Origin of the sequence: Aeromonas sp. JL9, from assembly GCF_024436075.1 — a bacterium.
Lineage (GTDB): Bacteria > Pseudomonadota > Gammaproteobacteria > Enterobacterales > Aeromonadaceae > Aeromonas > Aeromonas veronii.
Genome location: NZ_JANFNV010000001.1, coordinates 44,588 through 62,244, shown reverse-complemented (window position 1 = coordinate 62,244; position 17,657 = coordinate 44,588). Strand labels below are relative to the sequence as shown.

Sequence of the window (17,657 nt, the reverse complement as noted above, 5' to 3'; positions counted from 1 at the left end):
TAATAACAAAAAGGTTTTGTGAGCTATGTGGAAATGGTTGCACCCTTATGCCAAACCGGAGCGAGCCTATCAGCTGGCAGGCACGTTGTTGCCCTGGTTTGCGGTGATTAGTCTGCTCTCGTTTGTGATCGGTACTGTCTGGGGCCTCGCGTTTGCGCCAGCGGATTACCAGCAGGGAGATTCGTTCCGGATCATCTATATCCACGTGCCTTCCGCCATTCTCTCCATGGGAGCCTACTCCACCATGGCGGTGGCCGCCTTTATCGGCCTGGTGTGGCAACTGCGGATGGCGGACATGACGGTTGCAGCCATTGCGCCGGTCGGCGCCGTATTTACCTTTATTGCCCTCTTTACCGGTGCCGCCTGGGGCAAGCCGATGTGGGGAACCTGGTGGGTGTGGGATGCACGGCTCACCTCTGAACTGATCCTGCTGTTTCTCTACCTCGGCGTGATTGCCCTCTACAACGCCTTCAGCGACAAGGTGGTCGCTGGCCGTGCCGCCGGCATTCTGGCACTGGTGGGGGTGATCAACCTGCCCATCATCCACTACTCGGTGGAGTGGTGGAACACCCTGCATCAGGGGGCCACCATCACCAAATTTGACAAACCCTCCATTTCACCCGAGATGCTCTGGCCGCTGCTGATCATGATCCTGGCGTTTGCTGCGTTTCTCGGGGCCCTGACCCTGATGCGTTTTCGCAATGAACTCCTGATGCGGGAGTGGCATCGCCCCTGGGTCAAAGAGATTGCAGAGCAGGAGAAGTAAGCATGCACTTTGCCTCTTTCAGTGATTTTATGGCGATGGGCGGTTACGCCTTCTATGTCTGGCTCTCATTTGGCCTGACGCTGGTGTGTCTGGTCGGCATCATCATTTCTACCCGCATGAAAACCCGCAGCCTGCTCGGTGAGTTACGCAGCAAACAGGCGCGTGAGGCCCGTCGCAAGGCGGCCCAGCAGATGGAGAACACCCTATGAACCCGAGACGTAAAAAACGCCTCACCATCATTCTGGCCATTACCCTGGGTCTGGCGACCGTCAGCGGGCTGGTGCTCTACGCCCTCAGTCAGAATATCGACCTCTTCTATACCCCGAGCGAGCTGGTGGAGGGGAAGGGGCCGGACAAGGTCAAGCCGGAAGAGGGGCAGCGCCTGCGCATCGGTGGGTTGGTCGTGCCGGGATCGGTACAGCGGGATCCCCAGAGCCTCAAGGTTGCCTTCAAGCTGGTGGATAACGGCGGTCATCTGGTGAAGGTCGAGTTTGACGGCATCCTGCCGGATCTGTTCCGTGAAGGGCAGGGGATTGTTGCCCAGGGCACCCTCAAGGATGCCACGACCGTAGAGGCGTTCGAGGTGCTGGCCAAGCACGATGAGAACTATATGCCGCCGGAAGTGGCCGATGCCACCAACGGCATGCACTTCAAGCCGGAGTATACCGAGGCGCAGTTGAAGGGAGCCAAGCAGTGATCCCTGTGGTGTTTGCCTTTTCCGCTTTGCCTGCCGTGCGTGGTGCGGCTGTTGTCACCGTTCAATTGAAAGGAATGCCTTCATGATCCCGGAATTAGGTCAGTTTGCGCTGATCCTGGCCTTTGCCACCGCCCTGCTGCTGGGGAGCTACCCACTACTGGGCGCCAGTTGGGGGCGTCTTGGCATGATGTCGGCGGCCCGTCCGCTCGCCTATGCCCAGTTCTTGTTGCTGCTGCTGTCGTTTCTCTGCCTGACCTGGGCTTTTATCGATAATGACTTCACCGTGCAGTATGTGGCCACTAACTCCAACAGCCTGCTGCCGCTCGCCTATCGCATCTCGGCGGTGTGGGGCGCCCACGAAGGCTCCCTGCTGCTGTGGGTACTGACCTTGGGTGGCTGGACCGCGGCGGTAGCCATGTTCAGCCGCCGTCTGCCGCTCGATGCGGTGGCTCGGGTACTCGGTGTGCTGGGGCTGATCTCGGTCGGCTTCACTGCCTTCGTGTTGTTCACCTCCGATCCCTTCACCCGCACCTTGCCCTATTTCCCGGTAGATGGTCGTGACCTCAATCCGCTGCTGCAGGATCCGGGTCTTATCTTCCATCCGCCTATGCTCTACATGGGTTATGTGGGCTTCTCGGTGGCGTTTGCCTTTGCCATTGCTTCGCTGATGACCGGCCGTCTCGATGCGACCTGGGCCCGCTGGTCGCGCCCCTGGACCATGGCGGCCTGGGTATTCCTGACCCTCGGCATCGTGCTCGGCTCCTGGTGGGCTTACTACGAGCTCGGTTGGGGCGGCTGGTGGTTCTGGGATCCGGTAGAAAACGCCTCGTTTATGCCCTGGCTGGCGGGTACCGCTCTGCTGCACTCGCTGGCGGTGAGCGAGAAGCGCGCCACCTTCAAGGCGTGGACCGTGCTGCTGGCCCTCTCAGCTTTCTCGCTGAGCCTGCTGGGTACCTTCCTGGTACGCTCCGGCGTGTTGGTGTCGGTGCATGCGTTTGCCTCCGATCCGACCCGCGGTCTGTTTATTCTCGGCTTCCTGCTGGCGGTGATTGGCTCATCCTTGCTGCTGTTTGCCTTCAAAGGCTCGCAGGTGAAGAGCCACGGCAAACACGAGCTGTGGAGTCGCGAGACCCTGCTGCTTTGCAACAACATCATGCTGGTGGCGGGTCTGCTGACCGTGCTGCTCGGCACCTTGTTGCCGCTGGTGCACAAGGAGCTGGGGTTGGGGAGCATCTCTATCGGTACTCCCTTCTTCAACCACATCTACAGCTGGTTGATCATCCCGTTTGCCCTGCTGCTGGGGGTTGGCCCGCTGTTTCGCTGGCGTCGTCAGGAGCTGGGGGAACTCAAAAGCAAGGTGCTCGTGGCACTGGTGCTGAGTCTGGCCGCAGCCTTGCTGTTGCCGCTGCTCTTTGCCGAAACCTTCAAGCCGTGGGCGGCGGTAGGGATTGGTCTGGGCGCCTGGATCATCGTAACCAGCGTGCAGGAGACCTGGGCGCGCGCTACCCACAAGCACAGCCTTGCCATCGGGGTTCGCAAGCTGGGCAACAGCCACTGGGCCATGATCCTTGGCCATGTAGGGCTGGCAGTCAGCATCATCGGCATCGCCTGTACCCAGAACTACAGCATCGAGAAAGATTTGCGGATGCAGGCGGGGGATCGAGTCCATTTTGCCGATTACGAGTTTGTCTTCACCGGCATCAAGGAGAAGAACGGCCCCAACTACGACGGTTTTAAAGGCGTGCTGGAAGTGCACAAGGATGGCAAGCAGGTGGCCATGCTCAAGCCGGAGAAGCGGATGTACAAGGTGACCCGGATGCCGATGACCGAGGCGGCCATCGATGCCGGCATTACCCGTGACCTTTACGCCGCCCTTGGCGAACAACTCGACAACGGTGCCTGGGCGGTGCGGATCTACTACAAGCCGTTCGTGCGCTGGGTCTGGTTCGGCGGCGTCTTTATGGCTATTGGTGGCGTGCTGGCGATGCTCGACAAGCGTTACCGTTTCGGCCGTCGTGAGGAGGAGGCCAAGGCATGAACAAAAAGACCTGGTTGTTTTTAATCCCCTTTATCGTCTTTTTGCTGGGGGCGGTGTTCCTGTTCAAAGGGCTCTACTCCGATCCCACCAAGCTTGAGTCCGTGATGGTGGGTAAAGAGGTGCCGGTGTTCACTCTGCAGGACATTTACGATCTGAACAAGCAGCACGATCGCAGTATCCTGACCGGTCGCCCCATGCTGCTCAACGTCTGGGCCACCTGGTGCCCGACCTGCTATGGCGAGCACACCTACCTCAAACAGCTGGCGGGGCAGGGTATTCCCATCATCGGCATGAACTACAAGGATGAGCGCGACAAGGCGATCAAATGGCTGGCGGAGCTAGGCAACCCCTATCAGGTCAACCTCTATGATCCGGACGGCATGCTGGGGCTGGATCTCGGGGTATATGGCGCGCCGGAAACCTTCTTTATCGACAGCAAGGGGATCATCCGGTATCGCCACGTGGGGGATATCAACCCCGAGAACTGGGGGTCGACCCTCAAACCCATCTTTGATGCCATGAAGTGAGGGGAGTCTTGATGAGAGTATTTATTGCTTCCCTGCTGCTGTTGCTGGGATGGGTGGTGCAAGCACCCGCCATGGCCGCTATCGATGTCTACACCTTCGACAACGACAATCAGGAGCAGGTCTTTCGCGAACTGACCAAGGAGCTGCGTTGCCCCAAGTGCCAGAACCAGGATATCGCCGACTCCAATGCGGGGCTGGCCAAGGATTTGCGCGACAAGACCTACCAGATGGTGCGCGAGGGCAAGGATAAAGAGGAGATAGTGGATTACATGGTGGCCCGCTACGGCAACTTTATCCTCTATAACCCGCCCCTGATGGCCTCCACCCTGATCCTCTGGCTCGGCCCGCTGATGGTGATCCTGATCGGTGGCGCCGTGGTCGTGATGCGTAGTCGCCGGCCCTCTGCGGTGAAAAAACAACTGGATAACGCCTTGAGCGAGGAGGAGCAGCGCCGACTGGCCGAGCTGCTCAAAGAGGAAGAGAAACAATGACCGCTTTTTGGATAGTGATTGCGGGCTTGCTGGTGCTGGTGAGTCTGGCGCTCGTCGTGCCGCTGTGGCGTGGTGAAGGCAAACAGAGCATCAGTCGCTCGGCGCTCAACAAACAGCTCTATCGCCAGCGGCTGCTGGAGATTGGCGAAGAGCGTGAACAGGGTATCCTGGCTGAGGAGTCCGACTCGCTGGTCGAGCTGCAACGAAGTCTCTTGGATGATATTCCCGATGTGGAGCAGACTGCCCGCAGTGGCAAGAGTCTGATCTGGATCCCGGGTGTGCTGGTGCTGTTGGTGGTAAGTCTGGGGCTCTACTACAAGTTGGGCTCCTGGCAAGAGGTGAGTCGCTGGCAAGATGCCAGCAGCCGTCTTGGCGAGCTGAGCAACCGCATTCTGGTGGAACGCGATGCCCAGGTGACCGAGCAGGATCTGCTGGATTTCACGCTGGCACTGCGTACCCGCCTCAAGGATGAACCGAACGACTACCGCGGCTGGCTGCTGCTGGGACGCTTGGCGCTGGATGGAAATGATCCCGAGATGGCCAACGAGGCGCTGGAGAGGGCCTACACGCTTGCCCCCCAGAAGTCGCTGGTGGCGGTGCCCTATGCGCAGGCGCTGATGATGACGGGGGATGAGGCGCAAGCTGATGCCCTGTTGCAGGCTGCTATCGCGCAGGATCCGGACAATATTGAAGCGCGTTCCGTCTATGCCTTTATGGCGCTGCAAAAAGACGACTTCCAGACCGCGCTGGCTCGCTGGCAGGCGATGTTGCCACTGATGGAGAAAGGCACTCCCCGTTACGTGATGGTCGAGCGCTCCATGGAGTATGCCCGCGCGCAGCTTAAACAGCGCGGCATCGAGGTGACGAATTCAGGCGCAGCCAACGCGGGCGAAGCTGAGGGAAAACCGCTCGCGGTGAAGGAGGGGGAGTTCCCCATCCACGTCACGTTGGCGACGGGCATTCAGATGCCGGAAGATGCCCATCTCTTCGTCTTTGCCGTGGTGCCCAACGGGCCGCCCATGCCCATCGCCGTGAAGCGTATCGCAGGGCCAACCTTGCCTGTAACCCTGTCACTCGGGGATGGCGATGCCATGATGGAAGGCAGCAAACTGGCGGCCTATCCGGAGCTGCAGTTCAAGGCACGTCTCTCGCGCGGTGGCAATGTGATGAACAAGGAAGGAGCCTTCGAAGGGGTATCCGTGCCGGTCAAGACGGCCGAGATCCCTGCTGCTCCGATTGACATCCGCATCGATCACGCCCTCTAATATGCCTTTGGATAACTCGGCTCCTGGATAGGAGCCGGGTTATCTATACTTCTGATAAATCAAAATAAAACGTCAGGACTATCATATGTATCTTCGTTCAGGGGCCATACTGGCAGCCCTCTTGCTGGCTGGCTGTGCCGGTGGCCCACCCAAGCCTGGCCCAGAGAGTCTGGATCTCAATCCCGGCATGAATAATCCGGGTGCCACCAGTACGGCGGCCGATCCCCGCGATCCCTTCCAGGGGGCCAACCGGGCCATGTGGGCGGTCAACTATGATGTGCTGGAGCCCTATGTGGCACGTCCAGTGGTACATGCCTATGCCCGCTACATTCCGGTAGGGGTGAAGGATGGCATTGCCAACTTTGTTGCCAACTTTGATGAGCCAAGCAGCATGGTAAACCATCTGATCACCGGTGATTTGAAGGGGGCGGGCACCAACCTGGGGCGCTTTACCCTCAACACCACGGTCGGTCTGCTGGGTATCTTCGATGTGGCCAAACATGCTGGCCTCGAGCGTAACAAGCTGGAAATGGACACAGTGCTGGGCAGGGCCGATATCGGTAATGGTGCCTACATCATGGTGCCTGTCTACGGCCCGACCACCACCCGGGAGCTGGTTGGCGATACGATTGACAGCTTCTACTTCCCCTATGCCCTGTTAACCTTCCCGATGAAGGTTGCACACTGGGCCCTAGATGGCTTGGGCACACGTGCCAAGCTGATCGATCAGGAGCGGATCATCGACAACTCCCTCGATCCTTATGCGCTGACCAAGGACTTCTACCTGCAATATAACCAGGGCAAGGTGACGGGCAAGCAGACCGAGCTGAAAGCGTCTCAGCAAGAGCAGGCTGACGATGCCAATCTGGATGAATACATGGACGAGCTGGACCAGTAAGCGGGTTATCTCGATATGTAAAAGGCGCCAGCGGGCGCCTTATTCATTTTCGCAGCCATATCGAGATAAAAAAACGCCCCGCAGTGCGGGGCGTTTTGGCAAGCGAGGCTGATTAGGCAGCCAGATTCTTGGCCACGAATTCCCAGTTAACCAGAGCCCAGAAGGTTTCCATGTACTTCGGACGCAGGTTGCGGAAGTCGATGTAGTAGGCGTGCTCCCACAGGTCAACGGTCAGCAGCGGGGTGGTACCGGCTTCAGTCAGCGGGCAGCCAGCGTTGGAGGTGTTGACGATAGCCAGAGAGCCGTCAGCTTTCTTCACCAGCCAGGTCCAGCTGGAACCGAAGTTGCCGATGGCAGATTTGGTGAAGGCATCTTTGAACTCGGCGAAGGAGCCGAATGCCTTGTTGATGGCATCAGCTAGGGCACCAGTCGGCTCGCCACCGCCATTCGGGGAGAGGCAGTGCCAGTAGAAGGTGTGGTTCCAGATCTGAGCGGCGTTGTTGAAGATGCCGCCGTTGGAGGTCTTGATGATCTCTTCCAGAGACTTGCCTTCAAACTCGGTACCCGGCACCAGATTGTTCAGGTTGACCACGTAGGTGTTGTGGTGCTTGCCGTGGTGATATTCCAGAGTTTCCTGGGAGATGTGCGGTTCCAGAGCGTTGATTGCATAGGGCAGAGCGGGAAGTTCGAATGCCATTTTCTACTCTCCATTGGCTGGACCGTGCGAAGGCGACGGTTGCAAGACATTGCGTACTCTTTTCTATATGTGAAAAGAGTTGTTTTTAAAATGATGGGGCTGGGTAGCCCAAAGCCAAGGGATTGTAGCAGTATCAAAGATGGCCTAACAACTCTTGATTGGCGCCATGATCACGATCAATCCTGTGTGGGTTCTTTGCGCAATTCGAGCCGGGTCACCCCTTTGTCAGTTTGTGCTCGGGCAAGATTGCAGTAGAATGGCCGCCGAAATCGCTCTAGTGAGGCACCTATGGAAACTATTGAAAAGATTAAGCAGCAGCTGGCTGACAACCCCATCATCATCTACATGAAGGGCTCCCCCAAGCTACCCAGCTGTGGCTTCTCTGCCCAGGCCTCCCAGGCTCTGATGTCCTGCGGCGAGCCGTTTGCCTACGTTGATATCCTGCAGAATCCGGATATCCGCGCCGAATTGCCAAAATTCGCCAACTGGCCGACCTTCCCCCAACTGTGGGTTGAAGGTGAGCTGATCGGTGGCTGTGACATCATGATCGAGATGTTCCAGGCTGGCGAGTTGCAGGCTCTGATCAAAGAGACTGCTGCCAAGTACAAGCAGGATGACGCTGCTGCTGAATAAGCGGGTGTTCACATCGCTAAAAAGGGAGCCATCATGGCTTAATGCCGATCAGTTAAGGACCCATTGACCGATCCTTCTGATGTGTGAAAATCCGAAACCTGTTGATTGGTTTCGGATTTTTTATGCGTATCGACCAAGCTCTCGACTTCCTCCACGCTAGCAATGCCGCTCAGTTTGAGTCACTCTCCGACCTCATTCCCAACGAGCTCATCACCACTCTGCTCGGCGAAGAGGGCGTCGCTACCCTGCGTCGTCGCCGTATGCCCATGGAGCGTCTGGTCTGGGCCATCATTGGCATGGCTATCTTCCGCCACGTCCCCATGACCCAGCTGGTCAATCAGCTTGATATCCTGTTGCCCGGCGACCGTCCCTTTGTCGCCCCCAGCGCCTTCCTGCAAGCTCGCCAAAAACTGGGGGACAAGAGCATCGAACGCCTGTTTCACGAGACCGCCTCGCGCTGGCACCAGCAGGCTAATCATTCCGGTTGGGCCGGGCTGCAACTGCTCGCCGTCGATGGCGTGATGTGGCGCACACCCGATACCCCGGACAATGTCGCAGCCTTTGCCAAACCTGGCACCCAGCATGGGGAGACCGCTTATCCGCAGGTGCGCATGCTCTGTCAGATGGAGCTGACCAGCCACCTACTCACGCAAGCCGTCATGGAGAGCTGCGCCGTCAGCGAGATGGTACTGGCCGAGCAACTCATCGCGCGCACACCGGACCACTCGCTCACCCTGTTCGACAAGGGGTTCTACTCCCTCGGCCTGCTCCACGCATGGCAGAGTGCGGGCGTTGAGCGGCACTGGTTGCTGCCGCTCAAAAAGGGCACCCAATACGAGGTGGTGCGCAAGCTGGGGCGTCAGGATGCCCTGGTGCGTCTCAAACCCAGTCCACAAGCGAGGAAGAAGTGGCCGCACCTGCCGGACACAGTGGAAGCCCGCTTGCTGACCCGCAACATCAATGGCAAGGCGCGCCAAATATTGACCTCAATGGTCGACCCGATGCGTTTCCCGGGGGCCGATATCGTTGAGCTCTACAGCCACCGCTGGGAAATCGAGTTGGGCTATCGGGAGATGAAGCACAGCCTGCAACAACACCGGCTGACCCTACGCAGCAAGAAGGCGGCGGGGATACGGCAAGAGCTGTGGGGCGTGCTGCTGGCGTACAACCTGCTGCGCAGCCAGATGGTAAAGATGGCGGCGAGTCTGAAGGGATACACGGCGAGCCAGCTGAGTTTTCACATGGCATCGGTGTACCTCATCCATGAACTGAGCTGCATGCCGTACCTGTCACCGGGGAGTATCCCGAAGCGGGTGGCGGAGCTGGAGAAGCAGGCGGGGCAGTTTGTATTACCGGAGCGAAGGGAGCGGAGTTACCCCCGCAGTGTGAAGGCAAGGCCACAGAAGTATGCGGTGCAAAAAGCCAATAAAAACAATGCCAGTCAGGCTTAACTGACTGGCATTAGCCATCATGGCTCCCTTTTTTATTTGCTGGCGATGCAAGCCGCACACACTGTAACCCCCGTCGGGAGTGAGTCAGCAAGCCAAAACAGAGCGGCTGCCAATGGCAGCCACTTTTGTCTATATGGTCATCGGGCAGCTCAGGCGATCCGTTCGATACGCGCCATGTAGAAGCCGTCGAAGCCGGTCTCGGACGGGCTCACGGTGTGATCGTCACGCAGACGGAAGTTTTCGTTGGCGGCGAGGAACTTGTCCACCTGCTGGCGGTTCTCCTCGGGCAGGATGGAGCAGGTTGCATAGACCAGCAGGCCGCCGACTTTCACCATCTGGCTGTAACGCTGCAGGATCTCTTCTTGCAGCGCGACCAGCACCGGCAGACGCTCGGCGGTATCACGCCACTTGGCATCCGGATTGCGCTTGAGTACGCCAAGACCGGAACAGGGCACGTCAAGCAGTACGCGGTCGGCGCTCTCTTTGAGGCGCTTGACGGTCTTGCTGCTGGTGATGACCCGGGTCTCCACGTTGTGGGCACCGGCGCGACGGGCGCGCTGCTTGAGGTTCTCCAGCTTCCACTCTTCCACATCCATTGCCAGCAGACGGCCTTTGCCCTGCATCATGGCGGCGATATGCAGGGTCTTGCCACCGGCACCGGCGCAGGCGTCGATAACGCGCATGCCTGGGGCAACTTCCAGCGCAGCAGCAACCAGCTGGGAGCCTGCGTCCTGCTGTTCGAAGCAACCATCGGCAAAGGCCTTGGTACGGAACAGGGCGGCGTCAGAGGTGACCTGCAGGGCAGTCTCCACACCTTCAACCGGAATGGTGGTGACCTGCTCTTTGGCCAGCATGGCTTGCAGTTCATCACGGGTGCACTTGAGGGTGTTGACCCGCAGGTATCGCTTGGGCATCCAGGCCAGGGCGGCACGCTCGGCAGGCCAGGCTTCACCCAGCTGCTCGCTACCCAGTTTCTCCAGCCAGCTCGGGCAACCATCCATCAATACCGGGTTCTTCTTCGCCTCGGTCAGACGGCGGCGGAATGCCTCTTCATTGAAGCGATCCAGGGTCGGGTGGTTGGGCTGGGCAATTTTGTGGAAGGCATGCCAGCTGTGTAGCAGCGGCCAGACATTCTTTTCGGCCTGACGCACCTGAATGCCGGTGAGGAAGCAATAGAGGCTGAGACGGCGCAGCAGGTCGCCGGTGACCAGGGCAATCCTTGCCTGTTCTTGCGGTTTGAGTTCGATGCCTGAGAAGTGACGGGCATAGGCGCGGTCGAGGGTAAGACCCTGACCGAGCACATCGTCAACAATGGCAACGACCAGATCCCCGAAACGGGGCAACAGTGGGGATTTGAGCATGAGATTAACCTTGGCCAGATAAAGATGAACCGCACCTTTGTGAAGAGGGGCAGTTCTAAAATTGACAAATCCGCGCAATGATAGGGGTTAGACGGGGTTGGCGCAACACTCCCCATGCTGGAATGATAGATGGGGGATTGTTCTTGCGAGCCCGTAATATGTTTTTGTTTGCCCTTTCACAAGGCCCCCGAGGTTGGGGGCCTTGTGGTAGGGCCATCACTGGCGAGGCTGAGCAGGGCAATGCCGATCAGGGCAAGTCCAGGGTAAAGCGGGCGCCGCCGAGGGGGGATTCATCGACCCGGATCTGGCCGCCATAGCTGTGGACGATTTCGGTCACCACCGCCAGACCTATGCCCTGACCGGGTGAACTGTCTGCCCGCACGCCGCGCTGGAAGATCTGCTCCGATTTGGCCGGATCGATTCCCGGGCCATCATCTTCCACTTCGATACGCAGCCGCTCGAGATGGCGACGCACCGTCACCTTCACTTCGCTGATGGCAAACTTGCAGGCATTGTCGAGCAGGTTACCCATCAGCTCCATCAGGTCGCCCTGTTCGCCGTGGAAGAGGGCGTCATCGTCGAACTTGAAGTGGGTTTGCAGCTTTTTGTGGCGATAGACCTTGGTCAGGCTGGCCAGCAGTTTTTCAATCAGCGGTACCGGCTCGGTGCCCTTGCTGGCAAGGCGCTGGCGGCCGGTCACGGCCCGTCTGAGCTGATACTGGATCATCTGATCCATGGTGAGGATCTGCTCGTTGATGTTGTCGTGGATCTCCCGCCCCAGCTTCACTTCGCGGGTGGTGATCTGGATCAGCGCCAGCCGGGTTTTCAGGCTGTGAGCGAGATCGTTGAGGGCGTGCTGGTAGCGCTGGGTCTGCTGGCGTTCGTTCTCCAGCAGCTGGTTGATGGAGTCGGTCAGCGGGGCCAGCTCCCGCTCAAAATCGCTTGAGAGGTCATCGCGCTTGCCGGCCCGGATATCGTCGATCTGACGGGCGATGGTGCGCAGGGAGCTGAGGCTCCAGAAGGTGGTGAGCAGCAGCAGCCCGGCCAGCAGCATATAGGCGAGCAGCGCCTGTTTGGCGGTCTGGTAGAGATAGGTGCGGGACTCTTCGTGGTAGCGTTTGGCCGAGTCGATCATCACCACGTAGTAGGCGGTGGTGCCGCTGCCGGGATTGCGGATAAACCGCAGGCTGTAGACGAAGTAGCTCTCGCCGTTCTTGATGGTGTGCTTCTTGAAGAAGTAGTCGAGATCCATCCCCCCCAGATACTTCATCAGATCGCCGCAGATGGTCTGTTTGGCCTTGATCACCTCCGGCATATGGAGGCTCGACCAGACCAGATCGCCATCGGCGCGGCAGATCAGGGTATCGAGGTTGCGATCCCCCGCACCACGGGATATCCGCCCCAGCTCGACGTTCGACCCCTTGTCATCCGGCTCGGTGGAGGAAAACAGCTTGGCCAGGTTCTCCTGCATCCGGGCGCTGGCCTTCTGGGTCTGCTCCTCGACGTGGCCGAGGTAGAGGGCGTAGACGGCAAACCCCATGATCAGTGCGATCACCAGCAGCGAGCTGAGCAGCAGTTTGATGTGCAGTGAGCTGCGGATCATCTTGATGGGGCGCGGCAGATGAAACTGCATCAGTTACAGGAGAGGTTGAAGATGTAACCCTGACGCCGGATGGTGGAGATGGGTTGAATCGTCCCTTCCGGATCCAGCTTCTTGCGCAGGCGGCTCACCATCACCTCGATGGTGTTGGGGTCCCCTTCGCCGTCGCCGTAGAGCTGGTCGAGCAGTTGCTGCTTGGAGACCACCTGACGGGCATTGCGCATCAGGTACTCCAGAATGAGGTATTCAAAGCTGGTGAGCACCGCCACTTCTCCGGCGATGGTCAGCTCCTTGCGGGAGAGATCCAGCTCGTAATCACCGGCCTTCACCTTGGGCGAGATAAAACCGGCGCTGCGGCGCACCAGCGCGTTGAGTCGGGCCAGCAGCTCATCTTTCTGGAACGGTTTGACCAGATAGTCATCAGCACCTGCTTCCAGTCCTTCGACCTTGTCCTGCCAGTTGCCTCGGGCGGTCAGCACAATGATGGGGAAGGGGATCTGCCGTTCGCGCAGTTGCCGGATCAGTTGCAGGCCGTCCATATCGGGCAGACCGAGGTCGATGATGGCCACATCAATGGGATAGTCGGCGGCGTAGTGCAGTGCAATCCCGGCCTGGTCGGTGCTGTAGACCTGATTGTCGGCTTCGGTCAGCAGAGAGGAGAGGTGGTGATTGAGCAGCTTGTCGTCTTCGACCAACAGAATTTTCATGATGTGAGCGGTCATAGGGATCCAGGCTGTCAATTAGAAAGTGTATGTCGCTTCGAGTCAATTCGAATCCTAATGCATCCCGGCTGTATCGGGACTGAATCAGCGGGACTTCAGAGTTCGCGCCAACTGGTCGTTTAACCATGGTCCGGGTTGTCGATGGCATGCTGGGGGGCAGCCTTGCTGCTCTACGTGCTGGGGTCGCCCTGTTTTCTGTGGCCAGTGGCGCCGATGCCGCTGGTTCTGCTTGTGTGGTTGGTGGAGAGAGTACGGATGTTTGGAAGAAACAAAGGTGGTGCGGCTACTGGGTCGGCCGGGGCCACTGTGATTGCAGCCGGTGCCCGCTTCAAGGGCGAGTTGCAGGTGGAGGGGGATCTGGAGGTGCGCGGTCAGATCAATGGCACCATCCAGCTCATCGGTGGTGTGCTGCGCATCATGCAGGGCGGTAGCGTTGAGGGGGAGGTGAGTGCGCCCCACGTGATCATCAATGGTCTGCTGGAAGGCACCTGTACCTCCGCCGAGGTGGAGATCCTGGAGAGCGGCAAGATGCAGGGGATCTTCAAGGGGGGCAGTCTCTCCATCTGCAAGGGCGGCAACTTTGTTGGCCAGTCCCAGCCCACCGTGGCCGGCAAGGCCGATCCCGTGTTGCAAGCCCTGTCTGAAAACAGTTCGTCCGGGAGCAAGCAGCCGGAGAGCAAGAGCAATGTGAAAAAGCTGCCGCACGAGCCGAAAGGCAAGCCGACCGAGGAGCTGGCCAAGCAGGCGTGATGCCGTTTGCCAGAATGCTGTTCAGGAAAACAGAGAGGGGGCCACGATGGCCCCCTCTGCGTTTCTCTGTCACCCGTTAGCTGCGGCGCGGCGGCAGCATATTGGTGAGGGTGTTGTCTTTGAGAATATGGTGGTGATAGAGGGCCGCCACCGTGTGCAGGCCGATCAGGGCGTAACCGATATTGCCCAGCGTCTCGTGCACCTCCTTGATCAGTCCCTTGAGATCCGGACTTGGGGAGAGCAGGGCAGGCAGCTCAAGCCCGAAGAAGGGGATGGGCTTGCCCGCAGCGCTCAGCAGCAGCCAGCCAAACAGCGGGGTGAGAATGAGAAAACCGTAGAGGGCGAGATGGGCCAGTTTTGCCAGCTTGTGCATGACCGGGGAGAGCTCGGGCACGATACGTGGCGTCGGGCTCATCCAGCGCAGGGCCAGTCTGACAAACACCAGGGCGAAGATAAGCAGCCCCAGCATAAAGTGCCACTCCTTCATCAGATCCCGGCCAGGGTCCCCTTTGGGGAAAATATCGCGAAATTCGATCAGGGCGTAGACGGCGATCATGGCCCACAGGGTCAGCCAGTGCAGCCCGATATTCAGGGTGCCATAACGTTGTTCACTGTTCATCAGCATAGGTTTGTTCCTTCGAAGTGCTGTCACATCCGTGTGGCATCCCCGCACTCAAACGTGTCGGGGCGAGGCCAGATCCCTTGGCGGCAACTGCCGAGCAGCCATGCTTGCCATACACCGGCAGCCTGCCGCTGGTATCAGTCAGAGAGGAGATGCCCTCTGCTGTCTGCATGGTATCACTGGTAACCGGGTGGATAGTCTGATCAATGCCACACAATTTACAGGCTCATTAAGCCCCTTGTGACGTGAAGAAGGCGTGAAATAGCATCAGTGATGTCGGCCCGCCCAGGTTCAGGCGGGCTCGATGGCCAGCACCACGCAATCCGGCTCGCTGATGCGAAAACGGACGTTGCAGTCAAACAGCCGCACCCCGTACTCCTTCTCATCGGGTTTGCCCTTCTTGTAAGCGGGGCGCGGATCTTGCGCCAGCACTTCGCTTACCAGCTGGCGCAGCTCGGGATGGGCCTTGAGCCAGTGTTGCAACTGCTGCTCGGCCTCGGCACTGAAGCTCACCGCCAGTGGCGGGGTGGGGGCGTCGGGGGCAAAGCCGCCACGGGCATCCGGCAGGCTGTCGGCATAGGGAATATAGGGTTTGATATCGACGATGGGGGTGCCATCGAGCAGATCCACCGCCCCCAGCTCCAGCCACAGCTTGCCCCGCTCACGGCCGATCCCGTGCAGCTCGACCACCGAGAGACCTAGCGGATTGGGGCGGAAGGTGGAGCGAGTGGCAAAGACGCCGACCCGTTCGTTGCCGCCAAGGCGCGGCGGGCGCACCGTCGGGTGCCAGCCCTGCGCCATGGTCTGGTGAAAGACGAAGCTGAGCCATAGATGGGAGAACTGCTCGATGCCGCGCAGCACATCCGGCTGATCGTAAGGGGGGAGCAGCTCGAGGCGGGCGCGGGCCGATTTAACCAGTCCGGGCTGGCGGGGGATGGCGAACTTCTCCTTGTAGGGAGAGCGGATGATCCCGAGGGTGTCGATTTCGAACTTCATGGCGGATCCTGACTGAAAACCCCGGCAATTTAGCACAGGCGGCCCCAAAACGCAGGTTCGGCCTCACTACGCCCTTTTCTGCGGCGCTGCCGTGATCCCTGTCCCATCCCGGCCAGTCGGGGGCTGTGCCCGCGCGCCAAGTTGCGTAGGGTGGAGGCAACTGGCGTGTCAGGATGAAATGTGCGCACTCGCGCCGAAGGGGGAGGGAGAGGGATGAAACTGCTGATTATCGGTGGCACCGGCTTTTTGGGGCGCCACCTCACCGCGCTGGCACTGGATTGGGGCCATGAAGTGACGCTGTTCAACCGCGGCCTGCACCAGCATCCGGACTGGCGCGATCTGGTGCAGCTCGCCGGCGACAGGGACAAGAGCCTGAGCGCCCTGCAAGGGGCCAGTTTGCAGTGGGATCTCGTCATCGATACCTGCTGCTATCGTCCCGAGCAGGCGGCGAGCCTCTCGGCCGCTTTGCTCGGGCGCTGCGCGCGGCTGATCTTTATCTCCACCATCAGCGTCTATCGCGATTTCTCAATGCCCGGGATGAATGAGTCGGCGCCGCTGCATGCTATCCCCGAAGGTGAAATGCCCACTGACTATGGCCCCCTTAAGGTGTTGTGCGAGCAGGAGTATCGCGCCCGCTGGGGCGAGCGGCTTTGCATCCTGCGCCCGGGCGTGCTGTGTGGCCCCCATGATCCTACCGGGCGCATGGCCTGGTGGATTAAGCGGGTGCAGCAGGGCGGGCCCTGGTTGCTGCCGGGCAGTGGTGAGGATCGCTTGCAGTATCTCGATGTGCGCGACTGCGCCGAGTTTGTGTTGCGCGCGGCCGAGCAGCAGTTGGGGGGCATATTCAACCTGCTCAAACCCGGCATTACCCTCTGCGACTGGCTGGAGCGGCTGAGCGCCCGGTTGCAGCCCGCCCGCCCCATCCAGCCCGAGTGGTTGCCCTGGTCGACCCTGATGGCAGCCGGTATTGAGCCCTGGCAGAGCTATCCCACCCTGCTGCCTTGCGCGCAGGCGGAGTTTGCCGGTTACGGCTCTATAAGCGCCGAGGCGGCCATCGTCCACGGGTTGAACTTCCGGCCGCTGGAAGAGACCGCCGCCGACCTTGCCCACTGGCTGGCCATCGAGCCTGCCGCCGGGGTAGCGGCGAATGCCATGACTCAGGCCGAGGAGACTTCGCTGCGGCAGCAGTTGCTGGAGCCCAGTTTGCAATAGGAGAGGTGCATCGAGCCGCTGCTACCGAGCGTGGCGCGGCAGGTGTGAATACAACGAGAGAGGGCATCCCGCGGGATGCCCTCTCTGTCTATCCAATGTCTGATGGTTGCCGAATACAGGCTGACGCGATTCCCCATCCCATCGCTGTCGCTCACCGAGTTAGCGGATGGCGGCGCCTGCGGCTACCAGCAGCTCTTTCAAGATAGCGCGATGGCAGCGGGACTCCTGCTCGCAGTAGCAACCGACCGAGAGGTTGGTGGTATGAGAGAGGGCGGCCAGCAGCGCCAGATCGTGCCTGGCGGCAGGTTGCGCCATCTCGGCCTTGTACTGTTTGCCAAACGCTGCCCACTGGGCGGGTGTCTCGGCTGCCTGCCCCAGCTTCATGGTATCGCTGCTGGGAGCAAGGTTGGGAAACCAGACGTCATACCAGTTCTGGCTGGCAAATTCGCTCTTGGGGTCGCCGCGGGGCGGGCGGCGCACCGTGCCGATCCGCAGCCCCTCATCGGGCAGGCGCGGGCTGCCAAGGCGAACGATAGCGAGGGCCATGACAGCGGGTTACTTCTCTTCGGCTACTTTCAGCGCCTGCCCGTAGCAGATCACCTGTTTCAGGCAGCCCGGGGTGTCGCTGAACTCGGCGCACTTGTCGATGGTGACGCCGTTGCCACCCATGTCGGCTGCGCGGCGGCGGGCCAGGGTGCGCGCTTCACCGGCGTTGGGCACCGGCTGGTTGGCATCGGCCTGGCAGGATTCACCCTCGATGGTGCCGAGGTAGAGGTAGTTGAGGTCAGCCAGCTCATTCTGTTCATAGATGCGCACGCTACCGGGTTTGAAGTATTCGTCGAAGTTCTCTTTATCCAGATTGCTGTTGAAGGCGTAGTTGGCACAGCCGGAGGCAATCAGGGGCATCATCAGGATCAGGCGTTTCATCGTC

The 17,657-nt window shown here is 59.7% G+C and carries 20 protein-coding genes; 12 read left to right on the top strand and 8 right to left on the bottom strand.

Annotation, left to right across the window (positions count from 1 at the left end):
• Positions 1–25: 25 nt before the first annotated feature.
• The 8 genes from NOM06_RS00320 to NOM06_RS00285 all read left to right on the top strand — a co-directional run bounded on the left by NOM06_RS00320 (position 26) and on the right by NOM06_RS00285 (position 6,682).
• A complete protein-coding gene (locus NOM06_RS00320) occupies positions 26–766 on the top strand; it encodes a heme ABC transporter permease (RefSeq protein WP_005334687.1) in 741 nt (246 codons plus the stop codon).
• 2 nt (positions 767–768) lie between these two features.
• Entirely contained in the window at positions 769–975 is a 207-nt protein-coding gene (ccmD, locus tag NOM06_RS00315; protein ID WP_019444732.1) for a heme exporter protein CcmD, read from the top strand.
• Positions 972–1,463, top strand: coding sequence for a cytochrome c maturation protein CcmE (ccmE, locus tag NOM06_RS00310; RefSeq protein WP_108541341.1), 492 nt, complete (start codon positions 972–974; stop codon positions 1,461–1,463). Before ccmD ends, ccmE begins: the two co-directional genes overlap by 4 nt.
• Positions 1,464–1,545: 82 nt before the next feature.
• Positions 1,546–3,501: a heme lyase CcmF/NrfE family subunit gene (locus NOM06_RS00305; RefSeq protein WP_255909073.1), complete on the top strand. Its 1,956-nt coding sequence runs from the start codon at positions 1,546–1,548 to the stop codon at positions 3,499–3,501.
• Entirely contained in the window at positions 3,498–4,028 is a 531-nt protein-coding gene (locus NOM06_RS00300; protein ID WP_255909071.1) for a DsbE family thiol:disulfide interchange protein, read from the top strand. Before NOM06_RS00305 ends, NOM06_RS00300 begins: the two co-directional genes overlap by 4 nt.
• An 11-nt stretch (positions 4,029–4,039) precedes the next feature.
• Entirely contained in the window at positions 4,040–4,519 is a 480-nt protein-coding gene (locus NOM06_RS00295; protein ID WP_255909069.1) for a cytochrome c-type biogenesis protein, read from the top strand.
• Positions 4,516–5,784: a c-type cytochrome biogenesis protein CcmI gene (gene ccmI, locus NOM06_RS00290; protein ID WP_255909067.1), complete on the top strand. Its 1,269-nt coding sequence runs from the start codon at positions 4,516–4,518 to the stop codon at positions 5,782–5,784. The genes NOM06_RS00295 and ccmI overlap by 4 nt, the downstream gene beginning before the upstream one ends.
• An 85-nt stretch (positions 5,785–5,869) precedes the next feature.
• Positions 5,870–6,682, top strand: coding sequence for a VacJ family lipoprotein (locus NOM06_RS00285; RefSeq protein ID WP_255909065.1), 813 nt, complete (start codon positions 5,870–5,872; stop codon positions 6,680–6,682).
• Positions 6,683–6,794: 112 nt separating this feature from the next.
• Here NOM06_RS00285 and sodB read toward each other — a convergent pair whose 3' ends face one another.
• Complete coding sequence (gene sodB, locus NOM06_RS00280; protein WP_005334664.1) at positions 6,795–7,379, bottom strand: superoxide dismutase [Fe]; 585 nt, start codon at positions 7,377–7,379, stop codon at positions 6,795–6,797.
• Between the two features lie 288 nt (positions 7,380–7,667).
• Between sodB and NOM06_RS00275 the strand changes: the two genes are divergently transcribed.
• Together NOM06_RS00275 and NOM06_RS00270 are read left to right on the top strand one after the other, a co-directional pair.
• Positions 7,668–8,012: a Grx4 family monothiol glutaredoxin gene (locus NOM06_RS00275; protein WP_069555635.1), complete on the top strand. Its 345-nt coding sequence runs from the start codon at positions 7,668–7,670 to the stop codon at positions 8,010–8,012.
• Between the two features lie 122 nt (positions 8,013–8,134).
• Positions 8,135–9,463 carry an IS4 family transposase gene (locus tag NOM06_RS00270; RefSeq protein WP_255909063.1) on the top strand — a complete coding sequence of 443 codons (1,329 nt, stop codon included), beginning with the start codon at positions 8,135–8,137 and terminating at the stop codon, positions 9,461–9,463.
• Positions 9,464–9,612: 149 nt separating this feature from the next.
• Here the strand turns inward: NOM06_RS00270 and NOM06_RS00265 are convergent, their stop codons facing one another.
• The 3 genes from NOM06_RS00265 to NOM06_RS00255 all read right to left on the bottom strand — a co-directional run bounded on the left by NOM06_RS00265 (position 9,613) and on the right by NOM06_RS00255 (position 13,131).
• Positions 9,613–10,824 carry an RsmB/NOP family class I SAM-dependent RNA methyltransferase gene (locus tag NOM06_RS00265; protein WP_047434271.1) on the bottom strand — a complete coding sequence of 404 codons (1,212 nt, stop codon included), beginning with the start codon at positions 10,822–10,824 and terminating at the stop codon, positions 9,613–9,615.
• 247 nt (positions 10,825–11,071) lie between these two features.
• On the bottom strand, positions 11,072–12,457 hold the full coding sequence (locus NOM06_RS00260) for an ATP-binding protein (protein WP_005338217.1): 1,386 nt from the start codon (positions 12,455–12,457) through the stop codon (positions 11,072–11,074).
• Positions 12,457–13,131, bottom strand: a complete 675-nt coding sequence (locus NOM06_RS00255; RefSeq protein WP_040066247.1) for a response regulator transcription factor — start codon at positions 13,129–13,131, stop codon at positions 12,457–12,459. The genes NOM06_RS00260 and NOM06_RS00255 overlap by 1 nt, the downstream gene beginning before the upstream one ends.
• A gap of 156 nt (positions 13,132–13,287) precedes the next feature.
• Between NOM06_RS00255 and NOM06_RS00250 the strand changes: the two genes are divergently transcribed.
• Positions 13,288–13,896 carry a polymer-forming cytoskeletal protein gene (locus NOM06_RS00250; protein ID WP_370688872.1) on the top strand — a complete coding sequence of 203 codons (609 nt, stop codon included), beginning with the start codon at positions 13,288–13,290 and terminating at the stop codon, positions 13,894–13,896.
• A 76-nt stretch (positions 13,897–13,972) separates the two neighbouring features.
• Here NOM06_RS00250 and NOM06_RS00245 read toward each other — a convergent pair whose 3' ends face one another.
• Complete coding sequence (locus NOM06_RS00245) at positions 13,973–14,521, bottom strand: cytochrome b (RefSeq protein ID WP_064341216.1); 549 nt, start codon at positions 14,519–14,521, stop codon at positions 13,973–13,975.
• Between the two features lie 288 nt (positions 14,522–14,809).
• Positions 14,810–15,514, bottom strand: a complete 705-nt coding sequence (gene tsaA, locus NOM06_RS00240) for a tRNA (N6-threonylcarbamoyladenosine(37)-N6)-methyltransferase TrmO (RefSeq protein WP_255909059.1) — start codon at positions 15,512–15,514, stop codon at positions 14,810–14,812.
• 213 nt (positions 15,515–15,727) lie between these two features.
• Here tsaA and NOM06_RS00235 point away from each other — a divergent pair, with 213 nt between their 5' ends.
• Positions 15,728–16,726 carry an NAD-dependent epimerase/dehydratase family protein gene (locus NOM06_RS00235; RefSeq protein ID WP_255909057.1) on the top strand — a complete coding sequence of 333 codons (999 nt, stop codon included), beginning with the start codon at positions 15,728–15,730 and terminating at the stop codon, positions 16,724–16,726.
• 159 nt (positions 16,727–16,885) lie between these two features.
• Here NOM06_RS00235 and NOM06_RS00230 read toward each other — a convergent pair whose 3' ends face one another.
• A complete protein-coding gene (locus NOM06_RS00230; RefSeq protein WP_255909054.1) occupies positions 16,886–17,272 on the bottom strand; it encodes a DUF488 domain-containing protein in 387 nt (128 codons plus the stop codon).
• 9 nt (positions 17,273–17,281) lie between these two features.
• The gene (rcsF, locus tag NOM06_RS00225) at positions 17,282–17,653 is read right to left on the bottom strand and encodes an Rcs stress response system protein RcsF (protein WP_255909052.1); all 372 of its coding nucleotides are present in this window, start codon (positions 17,651–17,653) and stop codon (positions 17,282–17,284) included.
• Positions 17,654–17,657 lie beyond the last annotated feature (4 nt).

Bases quoted from the DNA above. Each gene is read 5' to 3' on its own strand.
- NOM06_RS00320 (WP_005334687.1), top strand. From the start codon at position 26: ATGTGGAAATGGTTGCACCCTTATGCCAAACCGGAGCGAGCCTATCAG.
- ccmD (WP_019444732.1), top strand. From the start codon at position 769: ATGCACTTTGCCTCTTTCAGTGATTTTATGGCGATGGGCGGTTACGCC.
- ccmE (WP_108541341.1), top strand. From the start codon at position 972: ATGAACCCGAGACGTAAAAAACGCCTCACCATCATTCTGGCCATTACC.
- NOM06_RS00305 (WP_255909073.1), top strand. From the start codon at position 1,546: ATGATCCCGGAATTAGGTCAGTTTGCGCTGATCCTGGCCTTTGCCACC.
- NOM06_RS00300 (WP_255909071.1), top strand. From the start codon at position 3,498: ATGAACAAAAAGACCTGGTTGTTTTTAATCCCCTTTATCGTCTTTTTG.
- NOM06_RS00295 (WP_255909069.1), top strand. From the start codon at position 4,040: ATGAGAGTATTTATTGCTTCCCTGCTGCTGTTGCTGGGATGGGTGGTG.
- ccmI (WP_255909067.1), top strand. From the start codon at position 4,516: ATGACCGCTTTTTGGATAGTGATTGCGGGCTTGCTGGTGCTGGTGAGT.
- NOM06_RS00285 (WP_255909065.1), top strand. From the start codon at position 5,870: ATGTATCTTCGTTCAGGGGCCATACTGGCAGCCCTCTTGCTGGCTGGC.
- sodB (WP_005334664.1), bottom strand. From the start codon at position 7,379: ATGGCATTCGAACTTCCCGCTCTGCCCTATGCAATCAACGCTCTGGAA.
- NOM06_RS00275 (WP_069555635.1), top strand. From the start codon at position 7,668: ATGGAAACTATTGAAAAGATTAAGCAGCAGCTGGCTGACAACCCCATC.
- NOM06_RS00270 (WP_255909063.1), top strand. From the start codon at position 8,135: ATGCGTATCGACCAAGCTCTCGACTTCCTCCACGCTAGCAATGCCGCT.
- NOM06_RS00265 (WP_047434271.1), bottom strand. From the start codon at position 10,824: ATGCTCAAATCCCCACTGTTGCCCCGTTTCGGGGATCTGGTCGTTGCC.
- NOM06_RS00260 (WP_005338217.1), bottom strand. From the start codon at position 12,457: ATGCAGTTTCATCTGCCGCGCCCCATCAAGATGATCCGCAGCTCACTG.
- NOM06_RS00255 (WP_040066247.1), bottom strand. From the start codon at position 13,131: ATGAAAATTCTGTTGGTCGAAGACGACAAGCTGCTCAATCACCACCTC.
- NOM06_RS00250 (WP_370688872.1), top strand. From the start codon at position 13,288: ATGGCATGCTGGGGGGCAGCCTTGCTGCTCTACGTGCTGGGGTCGCCC.
- NOM06_RS00245 (WP_064341216.1), bottom strand. From the start codon at position 14,521: ATGCTGATGAACAGTGAACAACGTTATGGCACCCTGAATATCGGGCTG.
- tsaA (WP_255909059.1), bottom strand. From the start codon at position 15,514: ATGAAGTTCGAAATCGACACCCTCGGGATCATCCGCTCTCCCTACAAG.
- NOM06_RS00235 (WP_255909057.1), top strand. From the start codon at position 15,728: ATGAAACTGCTGATTATCGGTGGCACCGGCTTTTTGGGGCGCCACCTC.
- NOM06_RS00230 (WP_255909054.1), bottom strand. From the start codon at position 17,272: ATGGCCCTCGCTATCGTTCGCCTTGGCAGCCCGCGCCTGCCCGATGAG.
- rcsF (WP_255909052.1), bottom strand. From the start codon at position 17,653: ATGAAACGCCTGATCCTGATGATGCCCCTGATTGCCTCCGGCTGTGCC.